Below are 17591 nucleotides of genomic sequence, written 5' to 3'. Positions count from 1 at the left end.
CCCAAACTGGCTTGTCTCTGCGCGAGGCGGAGATCATCCGCACATTTCGGCTTGCGAAGAGGAGAGGACGAAGGCCGGTGGACGATCGTTGCCTCCAGCGGAGCAAAGTCATTGAGTTGACATATGCACTATCCGGAATTTAGATCGATCTAAACTTCTGGGAGGAAATTGGAATGCGGGAGAAGTCTGCGGACCGGCCAGACCGCTTGACCCTCGCGGAGGTGGCGGAGCAGGCTGGCGTCTCCCGGGCAACCGTGTCGCTCGTTCTGCGCGACAGCCCTCTCGTGGCGGAGAGCACGCGCGTCAAGGTGCGTGCCGTCCTGGACAAGCTGGGCTATGTTTACAACAGGAGTGCTGCGAGCATGCGAGGGGCCCGGAGCAGGACCATCGGTCTGCTCATCCCGGGACTCAGCAATCCTTTTTTCGCCGAGTTAGCTGCTGGCGTCGATCAGATCCTGGACGAGGCCGGCTTGGCATTGTTTCTCGCTGACAGCAACGAATCTGTCGCCAAGCAGGAGCGCGTCATTCTGCGCATGCGGGAGCACGGAGCCGACGGCATCCTGATCTGCCCGGCTGTCGGCACGCCCAAGGACCTCATATCGCGCCTCAAAGCCTCGAAATTCCCCGTCGTCCAGACCCTGCGGCATGTATCGCCGCAGGGCGATTACGTGAGCACGGATTATGAAATCGGAATGGACCGGGCGACGGAGCATCTCATCAGGCTTGGACACCGGCGCATTGCCTTTGTCGGCGGCGAGCACATACATTCCGCGTACCGGGAGCGGCGGGAGGGCTTCGTCGCCTGCATGCGCCGCTATGGACTCTCGCCCGAGCTTGTCATTAAGACTCCGCTGACGCGCCAAGCCGGCATTGAGGTCGTCTCTCTTCTTCTTGCTCGGGACGAGCCTGTGACGGCGGCAATTTGCTTCAACGACGTCGTCGCGTTCGGCATGCTTCTCGGCCTCGCAGATCGTGGCCTGCAGGCCGGAGTCGATCTCGCCGTCGTCGGATTCGACGATCTCGTGGAAGCGAGCCTCAGCCGCCCTCCGCTCACCACCGTTGCAACGATGCCTAACCAGATCGGACAGGACGCCGCGCGGCTGCTCCTGCGGCGGATCGCCAATCCGAACGGGCCGCCGGAGCGGGTGATCCTGCCGACGCGCCTGGTGGTACGCGAGTCCTGCGGAGCATTACGTCCTAAAGGGGCGCCCGAGCGGACCCATCCTTTTTCAGATTGCTGATTTAGCTGGAGAACCTATGTCCAATGCTCACATGAGGTCTGCCCTCGAAAGCCTGATCGCAGCCCGCCAGGGCGGCGCGCGACCCATCAGCCTCAAGCCCGAGGCCACCCCTAAAACCTTCGCTGAAGCATACCAGTGGCAGGATGCGTTGCTGGCTCAACTCGGACCGGTGGTTGGATGGAAAGTGGGTTCGGACAGCCCGACAGCCGAACCCTTCCGTGCCGGTTTGACGGCATCGACGGTCCGACCTTCCTCGGCCCGGCTGGACAGAGGGCGCTTCAATGTCATCGGTGTCGAAGCTGAGATCGTCTACACGCTCGCCCATTCCTTACCGGTCCGGGCGGAGCCCTATACCCGCGCGGAAGTGCTTGCCGCGATCGGTTCGGTCCATGCCGGGATCGAGATTGTGGATACGCGCTTTGCTGCCTGGGGGATTGCTGACCGGCTCAGCCAGACCGTCGATCAATACAATCATGGAACCTTGATCGTCGGGGAGGGGCGGGCGCACGGACTCGAGATCGATCCCCAGCACCAAATGGTTCAGCTGGACCTGAACGGGAACACCGTGGTGCGCAAGGCCGGCGGAAACTCGGCGGGCGATGCTGTCAATCTTCTGATCTGGCTCGCCAATGGTGGGGCAGCCAGCCAAGGCGGACTGGCAGCTGGCGCGACGATCACGACTGGTTCCTGGACAGGCACTCTGTTCGTGGGGCCTGGTACGCATGTGCGCGCCGCCTTCGATGGTGTCGGCGAAGCAATTCTGGAAATCATTTGACCTTGCGTCAGCAGGCCTTATATCGTTTAGATCGATCTAATTACGACGCGTTCCATTAGGCGGTGACGAACACCGCCAATGGTAACTCTGGTCAGGAAGCGGGCTCTCAAGCCCGCACTTTGCTGTCAGGGAGGAAACCTTGACGTATACATTCCGGTTCGGCCCGGTGCTGGAGTCCTATCGCGATCTCTTGGATGGCGCTTGGCTCACAATCCAGCTCTCAGCCGGGGCTATGTTGCTCGGGCTCATCGTTGCGATCATCTGCGCCTGGATCAAGACCTCTGGTCCCAAATCCCTACGGATGATCGTCAACGGCTATATCGAGATTATCCGGAACACGCCTTTCCTGGTGCAGATTTTCTTTGTCTTCTTTGGGTTGCCAGCGCTCGGGTTGAGGTTGTCACCGAATGCGGCCGCGCTCCTTGCCTTAGTGGTCAATGTCGGCGCCTACGCGACCGAGATCATCCGCGCGGGCATCGAGTCGATCCACAAGGGACAGGTAGAGGCGGGCCTCGCGCTCGGGCTCAAGCCCCTGCAAGTGTTTCGCTACATTATCCTGAAGCCTGCGCTCCGAACCGTCTATCCCGCTCTGACAAGCCAGTTCATTCTGCTGATGCTGACCTCGAGCGTCGTGTCGGCCATCTCGGCCGACGACTTGACCTCCAAGGCGAACAACATCCAATCGCTCACCTTCACGAGTTTCGAGGTCTACCTCGTCGTGACGATCATGTATCTCGCCATGTCCCTGGCGTTCTCGGGCCTGTTCTCCACGATCTACCGCATGGCCTTCTCTTATCCTGACCGGCGTTGAGGAGAAACAGATGCTTCGCCAGTTTGGCACGAACGAATTCCTGTTCATCCTCGCTGCGGCGCGGTGGACCGTGCTGTTGTCCCTGATCGCGTTCGCCGGTGGGGCTATCGGCGGTCTGGCGGTTGCGCTCCTGCGGGTATCATCTTTGAAAATTTTGTCCGCTATTGCGGGTGGCTTTATCCAGGTGTTCCAGGGCACGCCCCTCCTGATGCAATTATTCCTGGTGTTCTTCGGTGCCAATACCCTGGGGCTCGATATCAATCCCTGGATCGCTGCCGCTGTTGCCTTGACCCTGAACGCCAGCGCGTTCCTGGGCGAGATCTGGCGCGGGTGCATCCAGGCGGTGCCCAAGGGACAGTGGGAGGCTGCCAATGCGCTCGGTCTGCATTATCCGACCATGATGCGCTACATCATCCTGCCTCAGGCCTTCAAAATTGCGCTGCCCCCAACTGTCGGTTTTCTCGTACAGCTCATTAAGGCCACGTCGCTCGCCGCCATCATCGGCTTTACAGAGCTTACGCGTGCCGGGCAGATCATCAACAACGCGACTTTCAAACCGTTTCTTGTCTTCGGCACCGTGGCAGTCATCTACTTTGCCCTGTGCTGGCCGTTGTCGCACCTCAGCATGCGACTGGAACGCCGCTTCGCAGCAGCCCACGCGAGGTAGCGAAGTGACGAGGGGGCGCAGATGTCCCCGATCCAACAAACATATCAGCACAGGGAGTATCTCATGAACTGGTCGTCCAATCTCAAGAAATTCCGCAGGGTCATCGCCCTCGGCGCCGTCCTCGCTGCGTCCCTGGGGGCGACGCTTCCGGCGAAGGCGCAGACTGTGGAGGATATTAAGAAAAAGGGCGAACTCACTGTCGGTATGCTGGTGGATTTCCCGCCCTTCGGCATCACGAACCTCGAAGGTCAGCCGGACGGCTTCGACGCCGACATCGCCAAGGCGCTAGCCAAATACCTCGGCGTCAAGGCCAACATCGTGCCGGTCACAGGTCCGAACCGCATCCCCTTCCTTCTCACCGGCAAGGTCGACATGCTCGTGGCATCTCTGGCGATCACGCCGGAACGGGCCAAGCAGGTTGCGTTTTCCGATCCCTACGCCGGCATCCGCATTGTCGTGTACGGCAAGAAGAATGTGGCTGTTAAGGAGCCTGCGGACCTGAAGAACGTGTCGGTCGGCGTGGCGCGCGCCAGCACTCAGGATGTGTCGCTCACGGCCATTGCGCCTGAGGGAACCCAGATCCGCCGCTTCGATGACGATGCTTCCGCCGTTCAGGCCCTGCTGTCCGGTCAGGTCGATGTGATCGGTGCGGCCACTCCCGTTGTCGGCGAAATCGAGAAGGTGGCGCCCGGCCAGTTCGACACCAAGCTGACTCTTCGCGAACAGGTGCACGGCATAGCCCTGCGGCCCGGACAGGATGAACTCCTCAAGGCCGTCAACAACTTCATTGCCGAGGAGCAGAAAAGTGGAGCCTTGGCTGCGACCTACAAGAAGTGGGTCGGGGCCGATCTGCCTGAGCTGAAGAAGCCCTGAGCGGGAGACCCATGATGTCGACGGTGAGCGAAGCCTCGCGCATCCATGCGGATGAAACCATCATCCGCATGGAGGACGTGCAAAAGTGGTATGGCGATTTTCAGGTCCTGAAGAACATCAATCTGACGGTCCGAACCGGAGAACGCATCGTGATCTGCGGCCCATCAGGTTCGGGCAAGTCGACGCTGATCCGCTGCATCAACCGGCTTGAACATGCCCAGAAGGGACGCATCATCGTCGACAACATCGATGTCGCGGCCGGCAGTCGCGATCTCGACGCCGTCCGCCGCGAAGTCGGCATGGTGTTCCAGCAATTCAATCTCTTCCCGCATATGACTGTGCTGGAAAATTGCATGCTGGCACCGATGAAGGTGCGCGGCACGTCAAAGGCCGAGGCCGAGGCGACGGCACGGAAATATCTCGAGCGCGTACGCATTCCGGATCAGGCGGGCAAGTACCCTGCACAGCTCTCGGGCGGCCAGCAGCAGCGCGTGGCGATTGCCCGCGCGCTCTGCATGAACCCCAAGATCATGCTGTTCGACGAGCCTACGTCGGCCCTCGATCCAGAAATGGTCAAAGAGGTGCTCGACACGATGGTCAATCTCGCGGAAGAGGGCATGACCATGCTCTGCGTCACGCATGAGATGGGCTTTGCTCGCCAGGTCGCCGACCGGATCATCTTCATGGATCGCGGTGAAATCGTGGAGGAAGGAACACCGGATACCTTCTTCACCAATCCGCAGCACGAACGCACACGTAACTTCCTAGGCCAGATTCTCCCTCACTAGAACCTTTAAAGACGAAGTAACTCAGCTTCGCAGTAAAACCGCGGCACGATATCGATATGAAACCAGACATCATCCTGGTCGAGCCCATGATGGCTCCCATAGAAGCGGCTCTCGATGCCAATTACCAGGTTCATCGCCTGTCGCAGGCGGAGGATCGGGCCGCTTTGCTCGCCGCGGTCGGTCCAAAGGTTCGCGCGGTGGTGACAGGCGGTGGAACGGGTGTGAGCCCGGCACTGTTCGATGCCCTGCCGCAACTCGGGCTCATTGCCATCAATGGCATCGGCACGGATGCGGTGGATCTCGAGCGCGCTCGCCGTCAGGGGGTGCGGGTGACGACCACACCTGGCGTTCTGACAGATGATGTCGCCGATATCGCCCTCGCGCTCATGCTAGCCAGTTGCCGCCGCATCGCCGAAGGCGATCGTCTCGTCAGAGCAGGGGCGTGGTCACAAGGCAGGCGTTTGACGCTCGGCCGCAGTATCCGCGGAAGGCGCGTCGGGATCTTCGGATTAGGGCAAATTGGCCGGGCGATCGCGAAGAGAGCCGAAGCCTTTTCCGCACAGATCCTTTACTTCAATCGCTCGGACGTACCGGACGCACCATGGCCGCAGGCTGGATCGCTGGAGGCTCTGGCTCGAGACAGCGATATCCTCGTCGTTAGTGTTGCCGGTGGCGATCAAACCCGAGGACTCGTCAATCGGGCCGTGCTGGACGCGCTTGGGCCGGAGGGCATCCTGATCAACATTGCCCGAGGCAGCGTCGTTGACGAGCCTGAACTCGTCAATGCGTTGAAGGACGGACGGATCTGGGGCGCCGGCCTCGACGTCTTCGCCCATGAACCGCATGTGCCCGAGGAGCTTTTCGGCCTCGATAATGTCGTACTGATGCCGCACCAGGGTAGCGCCACGATCGAGACGCGCCTTGCAATGGGCGAACTCGTCCTCAGGAATGTCGCCGCTTACTTCGCGGGCCAGGAATTGCCTTCCGCCGTTGTCTGAGTTCGGCACTGGTCTCGCATAGGCTTTTCAAGCGAAGCCCGCGATCGTCTGCAATCATCCGTGGCCTCGTCCTCGAACGAATGGTCCGCTTCTGGCAGATTTCGGAAGTAGATCGAATGTCTGCTCAAGCGGGGAACACCGGACGTTCTTATGAACGCACGGATCATCGCCTCCTGACCCACTCCGGACCTTAGCGGATCAGTTCCCCAATTCGAGTCTATGTCCACAACGTCGTGCAATCGGAACTTCCGTGGCTGTCCCACCAAAGGCACCCACTTCGCCACTTTGGCGAATGGCAGCCTCAAGAATGTGGTTGGCTGTCTCGACTAAGTTCCGACCGCAGCTTGAGGAAAGGTGCTGCCAGATAAATGGGAGGACACCGGCCGTACCAACCGATGCCGCTCTGACGCTCGGTCATTTCAATCCCGCGATCCACTCCTCCAACGCCTGCCTGGTCGCCCGGTCCGGCGGCTCCTCGCGCGTGAAGGCCCACCACGTGCATCAGCTCGAGGGGCGTCCGGCGAACAACGTCGTCGCGGCCGAAGACCCTATGCGCTTGCGGGGGACCGTTGTCTTCTCCCGAGTGCGGTTCCGGTTACCGCATCCAAGCTCGGAGCGCTTCCTCGGAGGCTTCTCAGCAAGGGAAAGAGGCTCGCCGTCCCTCACCACCAATGTCAGCGGCCCATAAGGTCCGGTTGGACGAGGGTCCGCCTTTGTGCGTGGCTGCCGGAAAGAGCCTTCGAATAACCGGTCACGGCGGCTAGTGGCTGGCCAGATCGTAGCCCGCCTCATTTTCACGTAGCGTCGGCAGCCTATTGAAGTAGCGAGGAGAAGATCCCGTATGGCGAGGCTCGTCTCTTCATTGAACCAGTCGCCGGACGGCTATGTCGACCGCCGGCGCGGCTCAGCGGAACAAGCATGACTGTTTCGAGAGTCACACACTCTTTCGCTCGTAGGAAAGGATCAGCCCGCCGTTCTTGAGAGGCTGGCTCTCCCGCAACATGAAGTGGGTGCGGCCGCTTGCAGGTTTGAACAGCGGCGTACCTTCGCCCCACACCACCGGCGCAAGACAGAGGCGGTATTCGTCCACCAGTTCCTCGGCCATCAGCGTTGCCAGCAATTCGGCGCTGCCGAAGACGAACACGTCCCGGCCGGCTTCCTGTTTGAGCGCCTTGACCGTTTCGGCTGCTTCGCCTTTCAGAAGCCGGCTGTTGGCCCAGTCGGCCGCCTCCAGTGAGCGGGAGACCACCGCCTTGTCGAGGCCGTTCATCATCCTGGCGATCGGACCCTCCTCCTTCGTCCAATAGTCGCGCATGCCGTCATATGTGCGCCGGCCGAACAGGAGCGTTCCGATTTCCGCGCCCTGACGGAGGGAAAACTCCTCCAGTTCCTCGCCCCAGACCGTGCCGTGCATATCGAGCTGCCAGGGTCTGGGGCCTTCGAAATATCCATCCAGCGTCATGACGTTCCAGGCGATCAGTTTTCTCATATCCGATGCTTTCCGGCACTTTGTTCGATCATCGATCGGCAGTCAGTTGCCATTCCGCCGATCCCAGGGCGGCACGAAGGATCGGGACGAGCGTTCATTCGGCATTCGCGCAGTGTGTGAACGTTGGACCCACAGGCTCATTCGCTCGTCCACGCCTGACCTTCGCAACGTGCAGGGCCAGTTTTGCCAGCGTTTGCCCCCCAAACTCTACGGCGCCGAAGCCGACCGCCCGTTCCCTGTGCTCCTTAGTCGGATGCATCTGCCGGAGCGTGAGCACGGTCTTGCCGTCGCATTGTTCATCGAAGGTGACGAGCATCCTGAACCGACCGGGGTCGTCGTCCCCGTCCGACCCGTGCTCGATCTCGATGAGGGCCGGGGCCTCGATACGGAGAAACAGCATTCGGTTCGTATAGCGAGTGCCGTCGGGAGCGACCATGTCGAACCGCCAGACCCCGCCCGGCCTGAGGTCGATCTCTTTGCTTTCGATCACCATGCCGTCGGGACCGAACCACTGTCCGATCTGATCCGGGTCCGTCCAAGCGGAGCAAACGACGCTCCGGGGAGCATCGATCACCCGGCTCAAGATGATCTCACGATCGACGAGCCAGTCCTGCCAAGGGGAACCGGAGCTTTGGAATAGAGCGTTCAAAGTCTTAATCCTTCCGTTTCATGCGTTCGATATGGGCTTCCATGCGATCGAGGCGTTTCTCCCAGGCGGAGATATGCTGGTGTAGCCACGCTTCGGTCGCCTGGAGGGCGTGCGGCTCAAGTTTGCAGGTTCGAACGCGTCCGATTTTCTCGGAGCTGATGAGCCGGCTCTGCTCGAGAACACGCACATGCTTGAGCAGCGACGGCAGAGCTATTTGGAACGGCTCAGACAGTTCGCCGACGGATTTCGGGCCATCACACAGACGACTGACGATCGCCCGCCTGATCGGATCTGCGAGGGCGGAGAAAGCCCTGTCTAAATCGGTTGAACACTTAGCCATTTCGGAAAGTATTAGCCGCCGCGTGACGGCGGTCAAGAAATACTTTCACTATTGGCTAAGTTTTGGCTCTCGGGACACCGAAACTCCACCCGATGTCTGACCTTCCCGCTGGACGTCTGGTCCGCTCGACGGTTCATCAGGCCGGATCAATGTGTTCTGCCTCATCATGGGTTGAAGCCCACCTGTCATTGTGAGCTTCAGTTCTTTGCGCTCGAACGTTGCCAAGAAAGAACCAGCCGATATGATCAGTATCCCCAAGATATCTAGTCCTTGCACGGTCTCGGTGAACACCGCCACGCCGAGCAAGGACTGCGATGACCTCCAGCAACGCTGGAGCAGGAAGGTCGGCTCCGGGCACATCTAAGACATTGCGCCATAGTTCTCTGGTGAACAGCAAGTGGACGTTCGAAAGGGCGGTAAAACTCGCCCTTTGAGCCGACCACGATCCTCGTGGATCATGATTCATTCAACGGCTCACTTTCTACTTGTTTCGCATTGAATCGGATTTTAGCTCTCGACGAACAGTGCGCAGCTCGTAACAAATCCCTCAGCAGATTCCAAATAAACCTCGGCGACAATTGCCATGAGGCAACCAGAGACAAAATGACAATCACGATCCGTTTGGCACAGAAGGCCGATGCATTGCCGATTGCACGGCTGCATTTTCATACGTGGCAGGAGACCTATCGCGGTCTTGCTCCGCAGGCCGCATACGACGCAATAACGGAGGAGGTCAGGCTGGCCCGTTGGCGGAGTATGCTTTCAAACGCTGAAGGCGAGCGGATTATTTTGGTTGCCGAAGCGGAGGGGCAGCTGGCAGGATTCGGTGCAGCCGGACCAGCCTCGCATGAGATCTTTCGGAGCCGAGGCGAGATTAGATTTCTCTATGTGGGAGCCGCCTTCAAGCGCAGGGGCGTTGGCCGCAAACTGCTGCTTCATCTTGCGCGCCATATGATGGAGGCCGGCTACAAAAGCATGGGGCTCGGTGTAGTTGTCGGGAATGATCCGGCTATCGCATTCTATGAACGAATGGGAGGCGAAAGGGTAGGGGGCTATACGGATCCCGGTCCTGTCTGGCGTTCCTGTAACTATCTGTATGTCTGGGATGATTTGCCGGCGCTCGTGGCCCAGGAGGCGGCGAGAATCTATTGAAGGCGCAGCAATGACCAATGCCGGATATTCGCTGTCGTGGATCGAGCAGGAGAATAAGGCTCACGCAATGGTGCGTGAGCCCGTATTAGGTTCAGTCCGTGCCCTGATTGATGGCGATGGGCGTCAGCTTGTTCGCCTGGAGACCATACTTCTTGACGATCTCGTCATAGATGCCTTTCTGCTGAAGGCGCTCAAGGCCATCCTTGATGGCGTCGCGCAGCTGGGGCTCGGTCTTAAGCACGGGAATGCCGGAGAGGGAAACCGTGAAGGCCTCGCCGATGAGCACATAGCTGTTGGGCTCCTGCGATTGGAAGTATGGCAGGGTCTCGTTGCCCTGAACGGCTGCATCGAGGCGTTGCGTCTTCAGTTGCGTGCGAGCATCGGCCGATCCCTCGGTGCCGATAGCCTCGATAGCGGGCTTTCCCTTCGCCACACAGTTGGCTTGGCTCCACTCGCCGATCTGGCGGGGCCAGTTAGTGGCACGGCTCGCGCCGACTTTCTTGCCGCACAGGTCGTCAGGAGTCTTGATGGTCGCCGCCATGGCGGGCGTGGTATAAAACTGCGCGCCGGACTTCATGTAGTCGACGAAATCCACGATCTCACGGCGAGCCGGAAGATCGCTCATACCGGCGAGCGCGATGTCGACGCGGCCGGTCTGGAGCGACGGGATCATCTGGGCGAAGGCGATTTCCTGCCATTCAATGCCAACCCCGAGTTCTTTCGCGAGAGCTTCGCCCAGATCGATATCAAAGCCTGTAAGCTTGTTCGTAGCCGGGTCCTTGAAAGTGATCGGGGCATAGTTCGGCATTGTCGCAACGACAATCTTGCCAGCCTTCTTGATCCGATCCGGAAGTTCCGCCGCGTGGGATGTGGCCGCAAAGCCCAAAGCGATCACACTCGCGAGCAAACCTGCTGTCAGTTTCATTGTCGTCGGTCCTTTCCTGAGGAACACTTGTCAAGCGAGAACCGCCGCGATGAAATCGCGGGTTCTCTGTTGCTTCGGGTGCACCAGCACCTCTTGCGGCGAGCCCCGTTCCACAATGGCTCCCCGATCCATGAAAACGACTTCGTTCGCAACCTCACGCGCGAATCCAAGCTCATGCGTCACGACGATCATCGTCATGCCCGAACGGGCCAGATCCTTCATGACGGCAAGAACCTCGCCGACCAGCTCCGGGTCGAGCGCCGAGGTCGGCTCGTCGAACAGCATCAGCTTGGGCTTCATGGCGAGCGCGCGGGCGATGGCCACGCGCTGTTGCTGGCCGCCGGAAAGCTCCGACGGATAGGCATCGCGCTTCGCCGAAAGCCCCACACGCTCCAGGAGTGCCGTGGCTTCGTCGATAGCTTCGCTGCGGCGGCGCTTCTGGACGGTCACCGGACCTTCAATGATGTTCTCAAGGGCCGTCATGTGCTGGAACAGGTTGAACCGCTGGAAGACCATGCCGCTCGTGAGCCGCTGGCGAGCAATCTCCGCGTCTGTCAGCTCATAGAGCTTGTCGCCGACACGACGATAGCCGATGAGTTCGCCATCGACCCAGATGGCTCCGGAATCGATCCGCTCGAGCTGGTTGATGCAGCGAAGGAGCGTGCTCTTTCCTGATCCCGAAGGTCCGACGATGCAGAGCACTTGGCCGGCGGGGATTTCGATCGAGACACCGTCGAGCGCTTGAACGGAGCCGAAGGTTTTGCGCACGTCGGCTGCAACGACGATAGGCATCATGGCTTAGCCCTCCACCGCCGGGCGCGCGGCGGGACGAGACCGGCGGCCTGAGCCCTTGGCGAAATAACGTTCAAGAAAATGCTGGCCGATGCTTAGAACCGTCACGATGATCAGATACCAGCCAGCGGAGACGATCAAAAGCTCGATTACCCGTGCATTGGCATAATAGACCGTTTGCGCGTTGCGCAACACTTCGGCGAAGCCGATCACGCTGGCGATGGACGTCAGCTTCACCATGCTGATCACCTCATTGCCGACCGGCGGAATGATCACTCGCATGGCCTGCGGAAGGACGATGCGGCGCAAGGTCGTCAGGCGGGTCATGCCGATGGCCTTGGCGGCCTCTGTCTGACCTGCATCCACCGATAGGATGCCTGATCGGACGACCTCGGCCGTGTAGGCACCCTGATTGATGCCGAGGCCGAGCAGCGTTGCCACGAACGGCGTCATCACATCGACCATACGGGCCTCGAACAGTCCAGGAAAGCCGATGGTCGGAAACACGAGAGCAAGGTTGAACCAAAGCAGGAGTTGAAGAAGAAGCGGCGTTCCGCGGAAGAACCAGATGTAGAAGACTGCGATGCTCTTCAGGACCGGATTGGGCGACATCACCATAATCGCGAACAGAACGCCGAGCGCGATGCCCAGGGCCATTGCGCAAACCGTCATGATGATCGTGTTGCCGAGACCGCTGATGATGGATTGGGCCGTGAAGAACTGCCCGACCACGGCCCAGTCGATCTGCCCCTGAGCGAATGCCTTCACTACAAGGGCGAACGCAGCGAGGATCAGGGCGCTTGCGATCCAGCGTCCGTAATGGCGGCGCGGTACATGCGTCAGGTGCGCGATCGACGGATCGAAGCGTTCAGTCTGCCCCTTTCCGACCGAGGAGGGTGCGGTGGTACTGCTCATTCCGGCTCTCTCCGTTCGTGCCTGTTCAGATCCGTGGACCATTATAATGCATCGCCCATTCGCGCTGTTTCTCAAAATCCGCGCGCAGACGGGCAAGCTGTTCGGCTACCCGGAGCGGAGCCGTCCCGCCATAGCCGTCCCGGGCCCTGATGGCGGCATCAGGCGTCAGGTTCGTCATAAGGGCTGCGCTCAGGCGCGAATCCACGGTTGACAGATCCCCGGCGCTCAGATCCTCAAGACCAATATTGCGGTCCTCGCAAAAGCGAACCAAGCGGCCGGTGATCTCGTGGGCTTCCGAGAATGGAACACCCTGGCGCGCAAGCCAGTCGGCCACTTCGGTGGCAAGCGTAAATCCATCGGTTGCCTGGCGGCGCATTTCGCCCGCATCGACCCGCATCGTCCGAACCATTCCGGCCATGGCCGGAAGCACGAGGGCGAGGGTGTCGATGGCTTCGAAGGCCGCCCGCTTGTCTTCGGCGAGATCGCGATTGTAAGCGAAGGGCAGTCCCTTGAGTGCCGTCAGCATCGTGCCGACAGCACCGATGAGGCGTGCGGCGCGACCACGGGTCAACTCAGCAATGTCGGCATTCTTTTTCTGCGGCATGATGGATGAGCCGGTGGCATAGGCATCGTCGAGCGCGATCCAGCGAAACTGGCGTGAGGACCAGAGGAAGATCTCCTCGGCTAAGCGAGACAGGTTCACGCCCATCATCGCAGTCACGAATAGAAACTCCGCGACGTGGTCGCGGCTGCCGACCGCATCAATAGAGTTTTCGCAAGGTGCATTGTAGCCGAGCTCACGGGCAGAGGATTCTGGCGATTTGGCAATGGCCGATCCTGCAAGCGCCGCCGCCCCGAGCGGGGAGCGCGCAGCGCGCCGATCCCAATCCTGCATGCGGTCGATGTCGCGAGTGAAGCTCTGCGCATGAGCAAGGAGCTGGTGCGCAAAGCTCACCGGCTGCGCGGGCTGAAGATGGGTGAACCCAGGGGCTATGGTCTCAAGATGCTGTTCCGCCTGAAGCGCAAGAGCCTCTTGTAGAACCAGCAAGTCGATGACGATGCGGCGAGCCCGATCCCGAAGATAGAGTTTGAGATCGTTGGCCGCTTGATCATTGCGCGAGCGTCCGGCCCGGAGCTTCCCGCCGAGAGACCCGAGCCGTTCAGTGAGCTTACGCTCTAGAAACGTGTGCACATCCTCGTCCTGCTCAGATGGAATGAGAGTTCCGGCATCGACCTCGGACTTGAGCTCTTCAAGAGCCGCCTCGATTGCTTCACCCTCATCCTGGGTGAGCAACTTGGCTCTCACAAGCTCGCGCGCATGGGAGAAGGAGGCAGCGAGATCATAAGCTGCAAGGCGGAAATGGCTGGCATCGGAGCGCGAGAGAGCCATGAGCTCCGGGGCAGGGCCTGAGCGGAAGCGTGAGGCCCACAGAACGTTGGTCGATGTCATGCCGATCTCCTTTTCTTTTGGTTTCCCAAGGGGAACTTCGGCTGGCAAATGAAATTTTGTCGCTTTGGTATTCTATTTTAGAATAGAAGGAAGCTTAGGTCCTCTTCTCTCTCCTCGGTTACTCTATTCCATGACGATTCAGCGCCTCCCAGGCTCCATGACCGCCCTACGCGTCCTTCTTGCCGTTGCCGAGCACGGCACGGCCTCCGCCGCTGCAACGGCCATCAACCTGACCCAGAGCGCAGTAAGCAAACATCTACGCGGATTGGAGGAGACACTGGGAATCTCTCTGTTCGCCCGGGGCAACCGTGGTCTCGTACCGACGGAAGCAGGGCGGATCTATGTGAAGCATGTTCGCCGTGCCCTGGCGGAGCTTGAAGCGGGCGACGCACAGGTCTCTGCCCTCAAAGCCTCGCCTTGGTCAGTCCGGCTCCACGTGCTGCCGATCATCGGCGATCGGTGGCTCGTGCCGCGCTTCTCGCGCTTTGCGGAACAGCATCCTGAGATCGACGTGCAGTTCACGACTTTCGTGACGGCGGATACGGCGGAAGCGGCCGATGGGGTATTCCGGTTCGGGGAGGGAGCGTGGCCGGGGCATCAAGGCAGTTACCTGTTCGGCCGCGATGTTGCTCTCGTTGGCGCTGCCTCCTTCGTGGCACGCCTTGGCGGCATCGAGACGGCGGAGGATGTGCGCCGCTATACCGTGCTCGATCATTTTCAAACGCCCCTTCGCTGGAGCGAGTTTGCCGAGGCACAGGGGCTTGATGACTTCACGCCTGTGCACACAACGCGGTTCGGGTTCTATTCGCTAGTTATCCGAGCGGCGATAGCCGGCCAGGGCCTCGCGCTAGTTCCGCGTCGGCTCGTGCAGGAGGAACTCGAGACTGGACGATTAGTGAATCCGGCAGGGCTCGGCTTCAAAAGCCGCAACGCCTATTGGTTCACCACACCAGAAGATCGCCCCACGCGCCCTGGGCTGGAGGCTTTCCGGAGATGGCTACTGGAAGAAGTGCAGGCGTCCTGACGGCGGAGTGCGCTGTGCCTTAAATAAGCTCCCTGATGCATTATATCGCCAGCGGCGTCGGTGGGCCGATGTTTCGATGACGTGAATTGATATTTTTCAAGTACTTGCCGGTCGATTGCTGTATCTTAAGGGGACTATGTGGAGAGGCAGCTTGCGACGGCCGTCTCACGGTTCCTGTCCCGCTCCGCTCCTGGCGGCAGCGATCCTTACCGTGTCCCAGCCCCATCCGGTCCACGCACAGGTGCTTTCCCCCTCGTAGGAGACCTCCGATCTGATCGTGTATCTGGGGGTGATGCCGGCGCAGCTCATCCGCGGGCATGCGCCGTCCCACGCCGAGGCATCCATGCACGGCGGAGCGCCGTCGGCCGGGGACCAGCACATCATGGTCGCCGTCTTCGACAAGGCGAGCGGAACCCGGATCGAGAATGCGGATGTCACGGCGGTCGTGTCCGGCCTCGGGAACGTGGGCATGGCTCGGGTGAGGCTCGACCCCATGCAGATCGCCGGCACCGTCACCTACGGCGGGTTCGTTCCGATGTCGGACAACGACCGATACACGATCGTCCTCGAGATCCGCCGCCCCGGTACCGGCTCACCGGAGGCCGCCCAATTCACGTACGTGAGCCAGGCCCGCTAGATCCATTACCCGACCTGACGAGGGCCGGTTCGGCAGGTGCGAACGAAGACCGGGCCATGAGGAGGAGACGAGCCCATGCCTGAAACCAGATTCTCCGAATTCAGCCGGAACTATGCCTGGACATGTCCCGCCATCGCGCTGCTGCTTGCCGCGGCCGTGTTGATGCTGTTCGGCCTGTCAGTGTGGGCTGCCGTTGTCGCCGCATTGCTCCTCGCCTGCCCCGCAATGATCGTCTGGGGCCTTTTCACGGCAGGCCGGGATTCGCGCGGGCACGAAAGCCGACGACCACGCCATGCTGTGTCGACCCGTCACCGCCCAGACCGGAGGGATGAGATCATGCCGAAGGTATTTCTCCTCGCGATGGCGGTCGGGGCGAGCCTGGTCCTCGCGGGAACCGCCCAAGCCCATTGCGACGCCATCGGCGGACCCGTCACGACGGCAGCCGTACGGGCGCTCGACACCAACAACGTCAACGCCGTCCTGCCGTATGTCCCGGCCTCCGCCGAGCCGGCGCTGACCGCCGCCTTCACCCAGGCCATGGCCGCGCGGGCAGCGGGTGGCGAGGCCAAGGCACTGGTGGACCGCTTCTTAATGGAGACGGCCGTCCGGCTGCATCGGGCCGGGGAGGGCGCGCCCTACACCGGTCTCAAGCCGGCCGGGACCGACTTCGGCCCGGCCATTCCGGCTGCCGAGCAGGCGCTGGCGATCGGCAAGGTCGAGCCGCTCCTGGAATTCCTCTCGCGCGAGATCGAGCACGGGGTGCGCGAGCGCTTTGCCCATGCTGCCCGTGACAAGCCCAAGGAGCCGACCAATGCGGCAGAGGTGCCTGCCGCACGCGAACATGTCCGAGAGGAATTCGGGTTCATCGGCTACGTGGAGGCAATCTACCTAGCCGCCAAGGGCAACGGACATACGGAGGGACCGGCTGCCGTCGACGCCTGCGGGCATTAGGAGCCCCTGACATGAACCGGGTTATCGATAAAGTCGTGATCGTAACCGGCGCCGCCCTTGGCCTCGGCCGCGCCTCCGCAATGATGTTGGCGCGCGAGGGAGCCAAAGTCGTGCTCACGGACATCAGGGATGCCGAAGGGGAAGCGACAGCGCAATCGATCCGTGAGGACGGCGGCGACGCACTTTATCTGCACCACGATGTCTCCAGCGAGCCACAGTGGCAGCAGGTCATGGCAGAGACGTTGGACAAATTCGCCCGTCTCGATGTTCTGGTCAACAACGCGGGCGTTGCCGATGGATGTCCTCCCGAGGAGGAAACGCTCGAGCACTGGCGCAGGCTCATGAGCGTCAATCTCGACGGTGTTTTCCTGGGGACGAAGCATGCCATCCGAGTCATGAAGGCGAGGACGCCGCCCGGGGGCGCGATCATCAACCTGTCCTCGATCGCCGGCATGATCGGCATTCCCGATCTCGGCGCCTACTGCACCTCGAAAGGCGGCGTCCGGCTCTATACCAAATCGGTCGCGCTCTACTGCGCCAAAGCCGGCTTGAACATCCGGGTGAATTCCATCCACCCTGGCTACATCTGGACACCGATGGTGGAGAACTACCTGGCCCGGCATGGAGATGTGGAAGAGGGCCGCAGGGCCGCAGACGCTCTGCACCCGCTTGGCCATATCGGGGAGCCGGACGACATTGCCTATGGCGTGGTCTATCTTGCCTCAGACGAGTCCAAGTTCATGACAGGCGCCGAACTGGTCATTGATGGCGGCTACACCGCTCAGTGAGCCCTTTCTGTTTGGAGGTCATCGGAATGTCCTGTTCTGGCAGTCCGCGAACCAAAGCTCTTGGTCCGCTTCAGCGTTCAAGAACCGACGTTTGTTGAGCGGCAGGAATGTGAATGCTTGACCCGATCCGGACCTTTGCTGACTGTCTTGAGCAGCGAACTCCAGGTCTCGGCACACGAAAACTCGCTCAGGACGGAATGGCTAATGTGGAATCCTTGTGTGTTGAAATAAGAGCCAGCGTATCTACTTAATGGAGTCCAATTGCACGGCTCGCAACCCGCTCCCCCATCAGTGAGCGTTCTTGCCTGTTGGTCTCTCAATTTACA

At 60.6% G+C, this 17591-nt stretch carries 19 protein-coding genes; 12 read left to right on the top strand and 7 right to left on the bottom strand.

Annotated features, from left to right (window positions below; translation table 11 throughout):
• The first annotated feature begins 173 nt into the window (after positions 1-173).
• From ACS5Q0_RS19135 to ACS5Q0_RS19105, 7 genes are all read left to right on the top strand, one after another.
• Positions 174-1241: a LacI family DNA-binding transcriptional regulator gene (locus ACS5Q0_RS19135; protein WP_473128237.1), complete on the top strand. Its 1068-nt coding sequence runs from the start codon at positions 174-176 to the stop codon at positions 1239-1241.
• A 16-nt stretch (positions 1242-1257) separates the two neighbouring features.
• Positions 1258-2016: a 2-keto-4-pentenoate hydratase gene (locus tag ACS5Q0_RS19130; protein WP_473128236.1), complete on the top strand. Its 759-nt coding sequence runs from the start codon at positions 1258-1260 to the stop codon at positions 2014-2016.
• A gap of 139 nt (positions 2017-2155) precedes the next feature.
• Positions 2156-2827, top strand: coding sequence for an amino acid ABC transporter permease (locus ACS5Q0_RS19125; protein WP_473128235.1), 672 nt, complete (start codon positions 2156-2158; stop codon positions 2825-2827).
• A gap of 10 nt (positions 2828-2837) precedes the next feature.
• Positions 2838-3494 (top strand): amino acid ABC transporter permease, encoded by a 657-nt coding sequence (locus tag ACS5Q0_RS19120; RefSeq protein WP_473128234.1) that lies wholly within the window; start codon positions 2838-2840, stop codon positions 3492-3494.
• Between the two features lie 63 nt (positions 3495-3557).
• Positions 3558-4367, top strand: a complete 810-nt coding sequence (locus ACS5Q0_RS19115) for a transporter substrate-binding domain-containing protein (protein ID WP_473128233.1) — start codon at positions 3558-3560, stop codon at positions 4365-4367.
• Between the two features lie 14 nt (positions 4368-4381).
• Entirely contained in the window at positions 4382-5155 is a 774-nt protein-coding gene (locus ACS5Q0_RS19110; protein WP_473128256.1) for an amino acid ABC transporter ATP-binding protein, read from the top strand.
• 56 nt (positions 5156-5211) lie between these two features.
• Positions 5212-6153, top strand: a complete 942-nt coding sequence (locus ACS5Q0_RS19105; protein ID WP_473128232.1) for a 2-hydroxyacid dehydrogenase — start codon at positions 5212-5214, stop codon at positions 6151-6153.
• Between the two features lie 934 nt (positions 6154-7087).
• Here ACS5Q0_RS19105 and ACS5Q0_RS19100 read toward each other — a convergent pair.
• From ACS5Q0_RS19100 to ACS5Q0_RS19090, 3 genes are all read right to left on the bottom strand, one after another.
• Complete coding sequence (locus tag ACS5Q0_RS19100; protein WP_473128231.1) at positions 7088-7642, bottom strand: dihydrofolate reductase family protein; 555 nt, start codon at positions 7640-7642, stop codon at positions 7088-7090.
• 94 nt (positions 7643-7736) lie between these two features.
• On the bottom strand, positions 7737-8291 hold the full coding sequence (locus ACS5Q0_RS19095) for an SRPBCC family protein (protein WP_473128230.1): 555 nt from the start codon (positions 8289-8291) through the stop codon (positions 7737-7739).
• A gap of 4 nt (positions 8292-8295) precedes the next feature.
• Positions 8296-8667: an ArsR/SmtB family transcription factor gene (locus ACS5Q0_RS19090; protein WP_473128229.1), complete on the bottom strand. Its 372-nt coding sequence runs from the start codon at positions 8665-8667 to the stop codon at positions 8296-8298.
• A gap of 567 nt (positions 8668-9234) precedes the next feature.
• Here ACS5Q0_RS19090 and ACS5Q0_RS19085 point away from each other — a divergent pair.
• Entirely contained in the window at positions 9235-9783 is a 549-nt protein-coding gene (locus ACS5Q0_RS19085; RefSeq protein WP_473128228.1) for a GNAT family N-acetyltransferase, read from the top strand.
• Between the two features lie 91 nt (positions 9784-9874).
• Here the strand turns inward: ACS5Q0_RS19085 and ACS5Q0_RS19080 are convergent, their stop codons facing one another.
• The 4 genes from ACS5Q0_RS19080 to argH are packed head-to-tail and all read right to left on the bottom strand — an operon-like array spanning position 9875 to position 13865.
• Positions 9875-10708 (bottom strand): ABC transporter substrate-binding protein, encoded by an 834-nt coding sequence (locus ACS5Q0_RS19080; protein ID WP_473128227.1) that lies wholly within the window; start codon positions 10706-10708, stop codon positions 9875-9877.
• Positions 10709-10738: 30 nt separating this feature from the next.
• Complete coding sequence (locus ACS5Q0_RS19075) at positions 10739-11503, bottom strand: amino acid ABC transporter ATP-binding protein (protein WP_473128226.1); 765 nt, start codon at positions 11501-11503, stop codon at positions 10739-10741.
• A 3-nt stretch (positions 11504-11506) separates the two neighbouring features.
• Positions 11507-12415, bottom strand: coding sequence for an amino acid ABC transporter permease (locus ACS5Q0_RS19070; protein WP_473128225.1), 909 nt, complete (start codon positions 12413-12415; stop codon positions 11507-11509).
• A 25-nt stretch (positions 12416-12440) separates the two neighbouring features.
• Positions 12441-13865 (bottom strand): argininosuccinate lyase, encoded by a 1425-nt coding sequence (gene argH, locus ACS5Q0_RS19065; RefSeq protein WP_473128224.1) that lies wholly within the window; start codon positions 13863-13865, stop codon positions 12441-12443.
• A 130-nt stretch (positions 13866-13995) separates the two neighbouring features.
• On the opposite strand from argH, the gene ACS5Q0_RS19060 reads away from it, so the two are divergent.
• From ACS5Q0_RS19060 to ACS5Q0_RS19045, 4 genes are all read left to right on the top strand, one after another.
• Positions 13996-14889 (top strand): LysR substrate-binding domain-containing protein, encoded by an 894-nt coding sequence (locus ACS5Q0_RS19060; protein ID WP_473128223.1) that lies wholly within the window; start codon positions 13996-13998, stop codon positions 14887-14889.
• 277 nt (positions 14890-15166) lie between these two features.
• Positions 15167-15526, top strand: a complete 360-nt coding sequence (locus ACS5Q0_RS19055; protein ID WP_473128222.1) for a hypothetical protein — start codon at positions 15167-15169, stop codon at positions 15524-15526.
• Between the two features lie 75 nt (positions 15527-15601).
• Complete coding sequence (locus tag ACS5Q0_RS19050; protein WP_473128221.1) at positions 15602-16477, top strand: DUF6448 family protein; 876 nt, start codon at positions 15602-15604, stop codon at positions 16475-16477.
• An 11-nt stretch (positions 16478-16488) separates the two neighbouring features.
• Positions 16489-17265: a glucose 1-dehydrogenase gene (locus tag ACS5Q0_RS19045; RefSeq protein WP_473128220.1), complete on the top strand. Its 777-nt coding sequence runs from the start codon at positions 16489-16491 to the stop codon at positions 17263-17265.
• The last annotated feature ends 326 nt before the right edge of the window (positions 17266-17591 follow it).

This window comes from Microvirga sp. HS2 (assembly GCF_055792805.1).
This window is presented reverse-complemented; position numbering and strand designations above follow the sequence as displayed.

Bases quoted from the DNA above. Each gene is read 5' to 3' on its own strand.
- ACS5Q0_RS19110 (WP_473128256.1), top strand. From the start codon at position 4,382: ATGTCGACGGTGAGCGAAGCCTCGCGCATCCATGCGGATGAAACCATC.
- ACS5Q0_RS19130 (WP_473128236.1), top strand. From the start codon at position 1,258: ATGTCCAATGCTCACATGAGGTCTGCCCTCGAAAGCCTGATCGCAGCC.
- ACS5Q0_RS19050 (WP_473128221.1), top strand. From the start codon at position 15,602: ATGCCTGAAACCAGATTCTCCGAATTCAGCCGGAACTATGCCTGGACA.
- ACS5Q0_RS19135 (WP_473128237.1), top strand. From the start codon at position 174: ATGCGGGAGAAGTCTGCGGACCGGCCAGACCGCTTGACCCTCGCGGAG.
- ACS5Q0_RS19070 (WP_473128225.1), bottom strand. From the start codon at position 12,415: ATGAGCAGTACCACCGCACCCTCCTCGGTCGGAAAGGGGCAGACTGAA.
- ACS5Q0_RS19105 (WP_473128232.1), top strand. From the start codon at position 5,212: ATGAAACCAGACATCATCCTGGTCGAGCCCATGATGGCTCCCATAGAA.
- ACS5Q0_RS19060 (WP_473128223.1), top strand. From the start codon at position 13,996: ATGACGATTCAGCGCCTCCCAGGCTCCATGACCGCCCTACGCGTCCTT.
- ACS5Q0_RS19100 (WP_473128231.1), bottom strand. From the start codon at position 7,642: ATGAGAAAACTGATCGCCTGGAACGTCATGACGCTGGATGGATATTTC.
- ACS5Q0_RS19075 (WP_473128226.1), bottom strand. From the start codon at position 11,503: ATGATGCCTATCGTCGTTGCAGCCGACGTGCGCAAAACCTTCGGCTCC.
- argH (WP_473128224.1), bottom strand. From the start codon at position 13,865: ATGACATCGACCAACGTTCTGTGGGCCTCACGCTTCCGCTCAGGCCCT.
- ACS5Q0_RS19080 (WP_473128227.1), bottom strand. From the start codon at position 10,708: ATGAAACTGACAGCAGGTTTGCTCGCGAGTGTGATCGCTTTGGGCTTT.
- ACS5Q0_RS19045 (WP_473128220.1), top strand. From the start codon at position 16,489: ATGAACCGGGTTATCGATAAAGTCGTGATCGTAACCGGCGCCGCCCTT.
- ACS5Q0_RS19085 (WP_473128228.1), top strand. From the start codon at position 9,235: ATGACAATCACGATCCGTTTGGCACAGAAGGCCGATGCATTGCCGATT.
- ACS5Q0_RS19115 (WP_473128233.1), top strand. From the start codon at position 3,558: ATGAACTGGTCGTCCAATCTCAAGAAATTCCGCAGGGTCATCGCCCTC.
- ACS5Q0_RS19120 (WP_473128234.1), top strand. From the start codon at position 2,838: ATGCTTCGCCAGTTTGGCACGAACGAATTCCTGTTCATCCTCGCTGCG.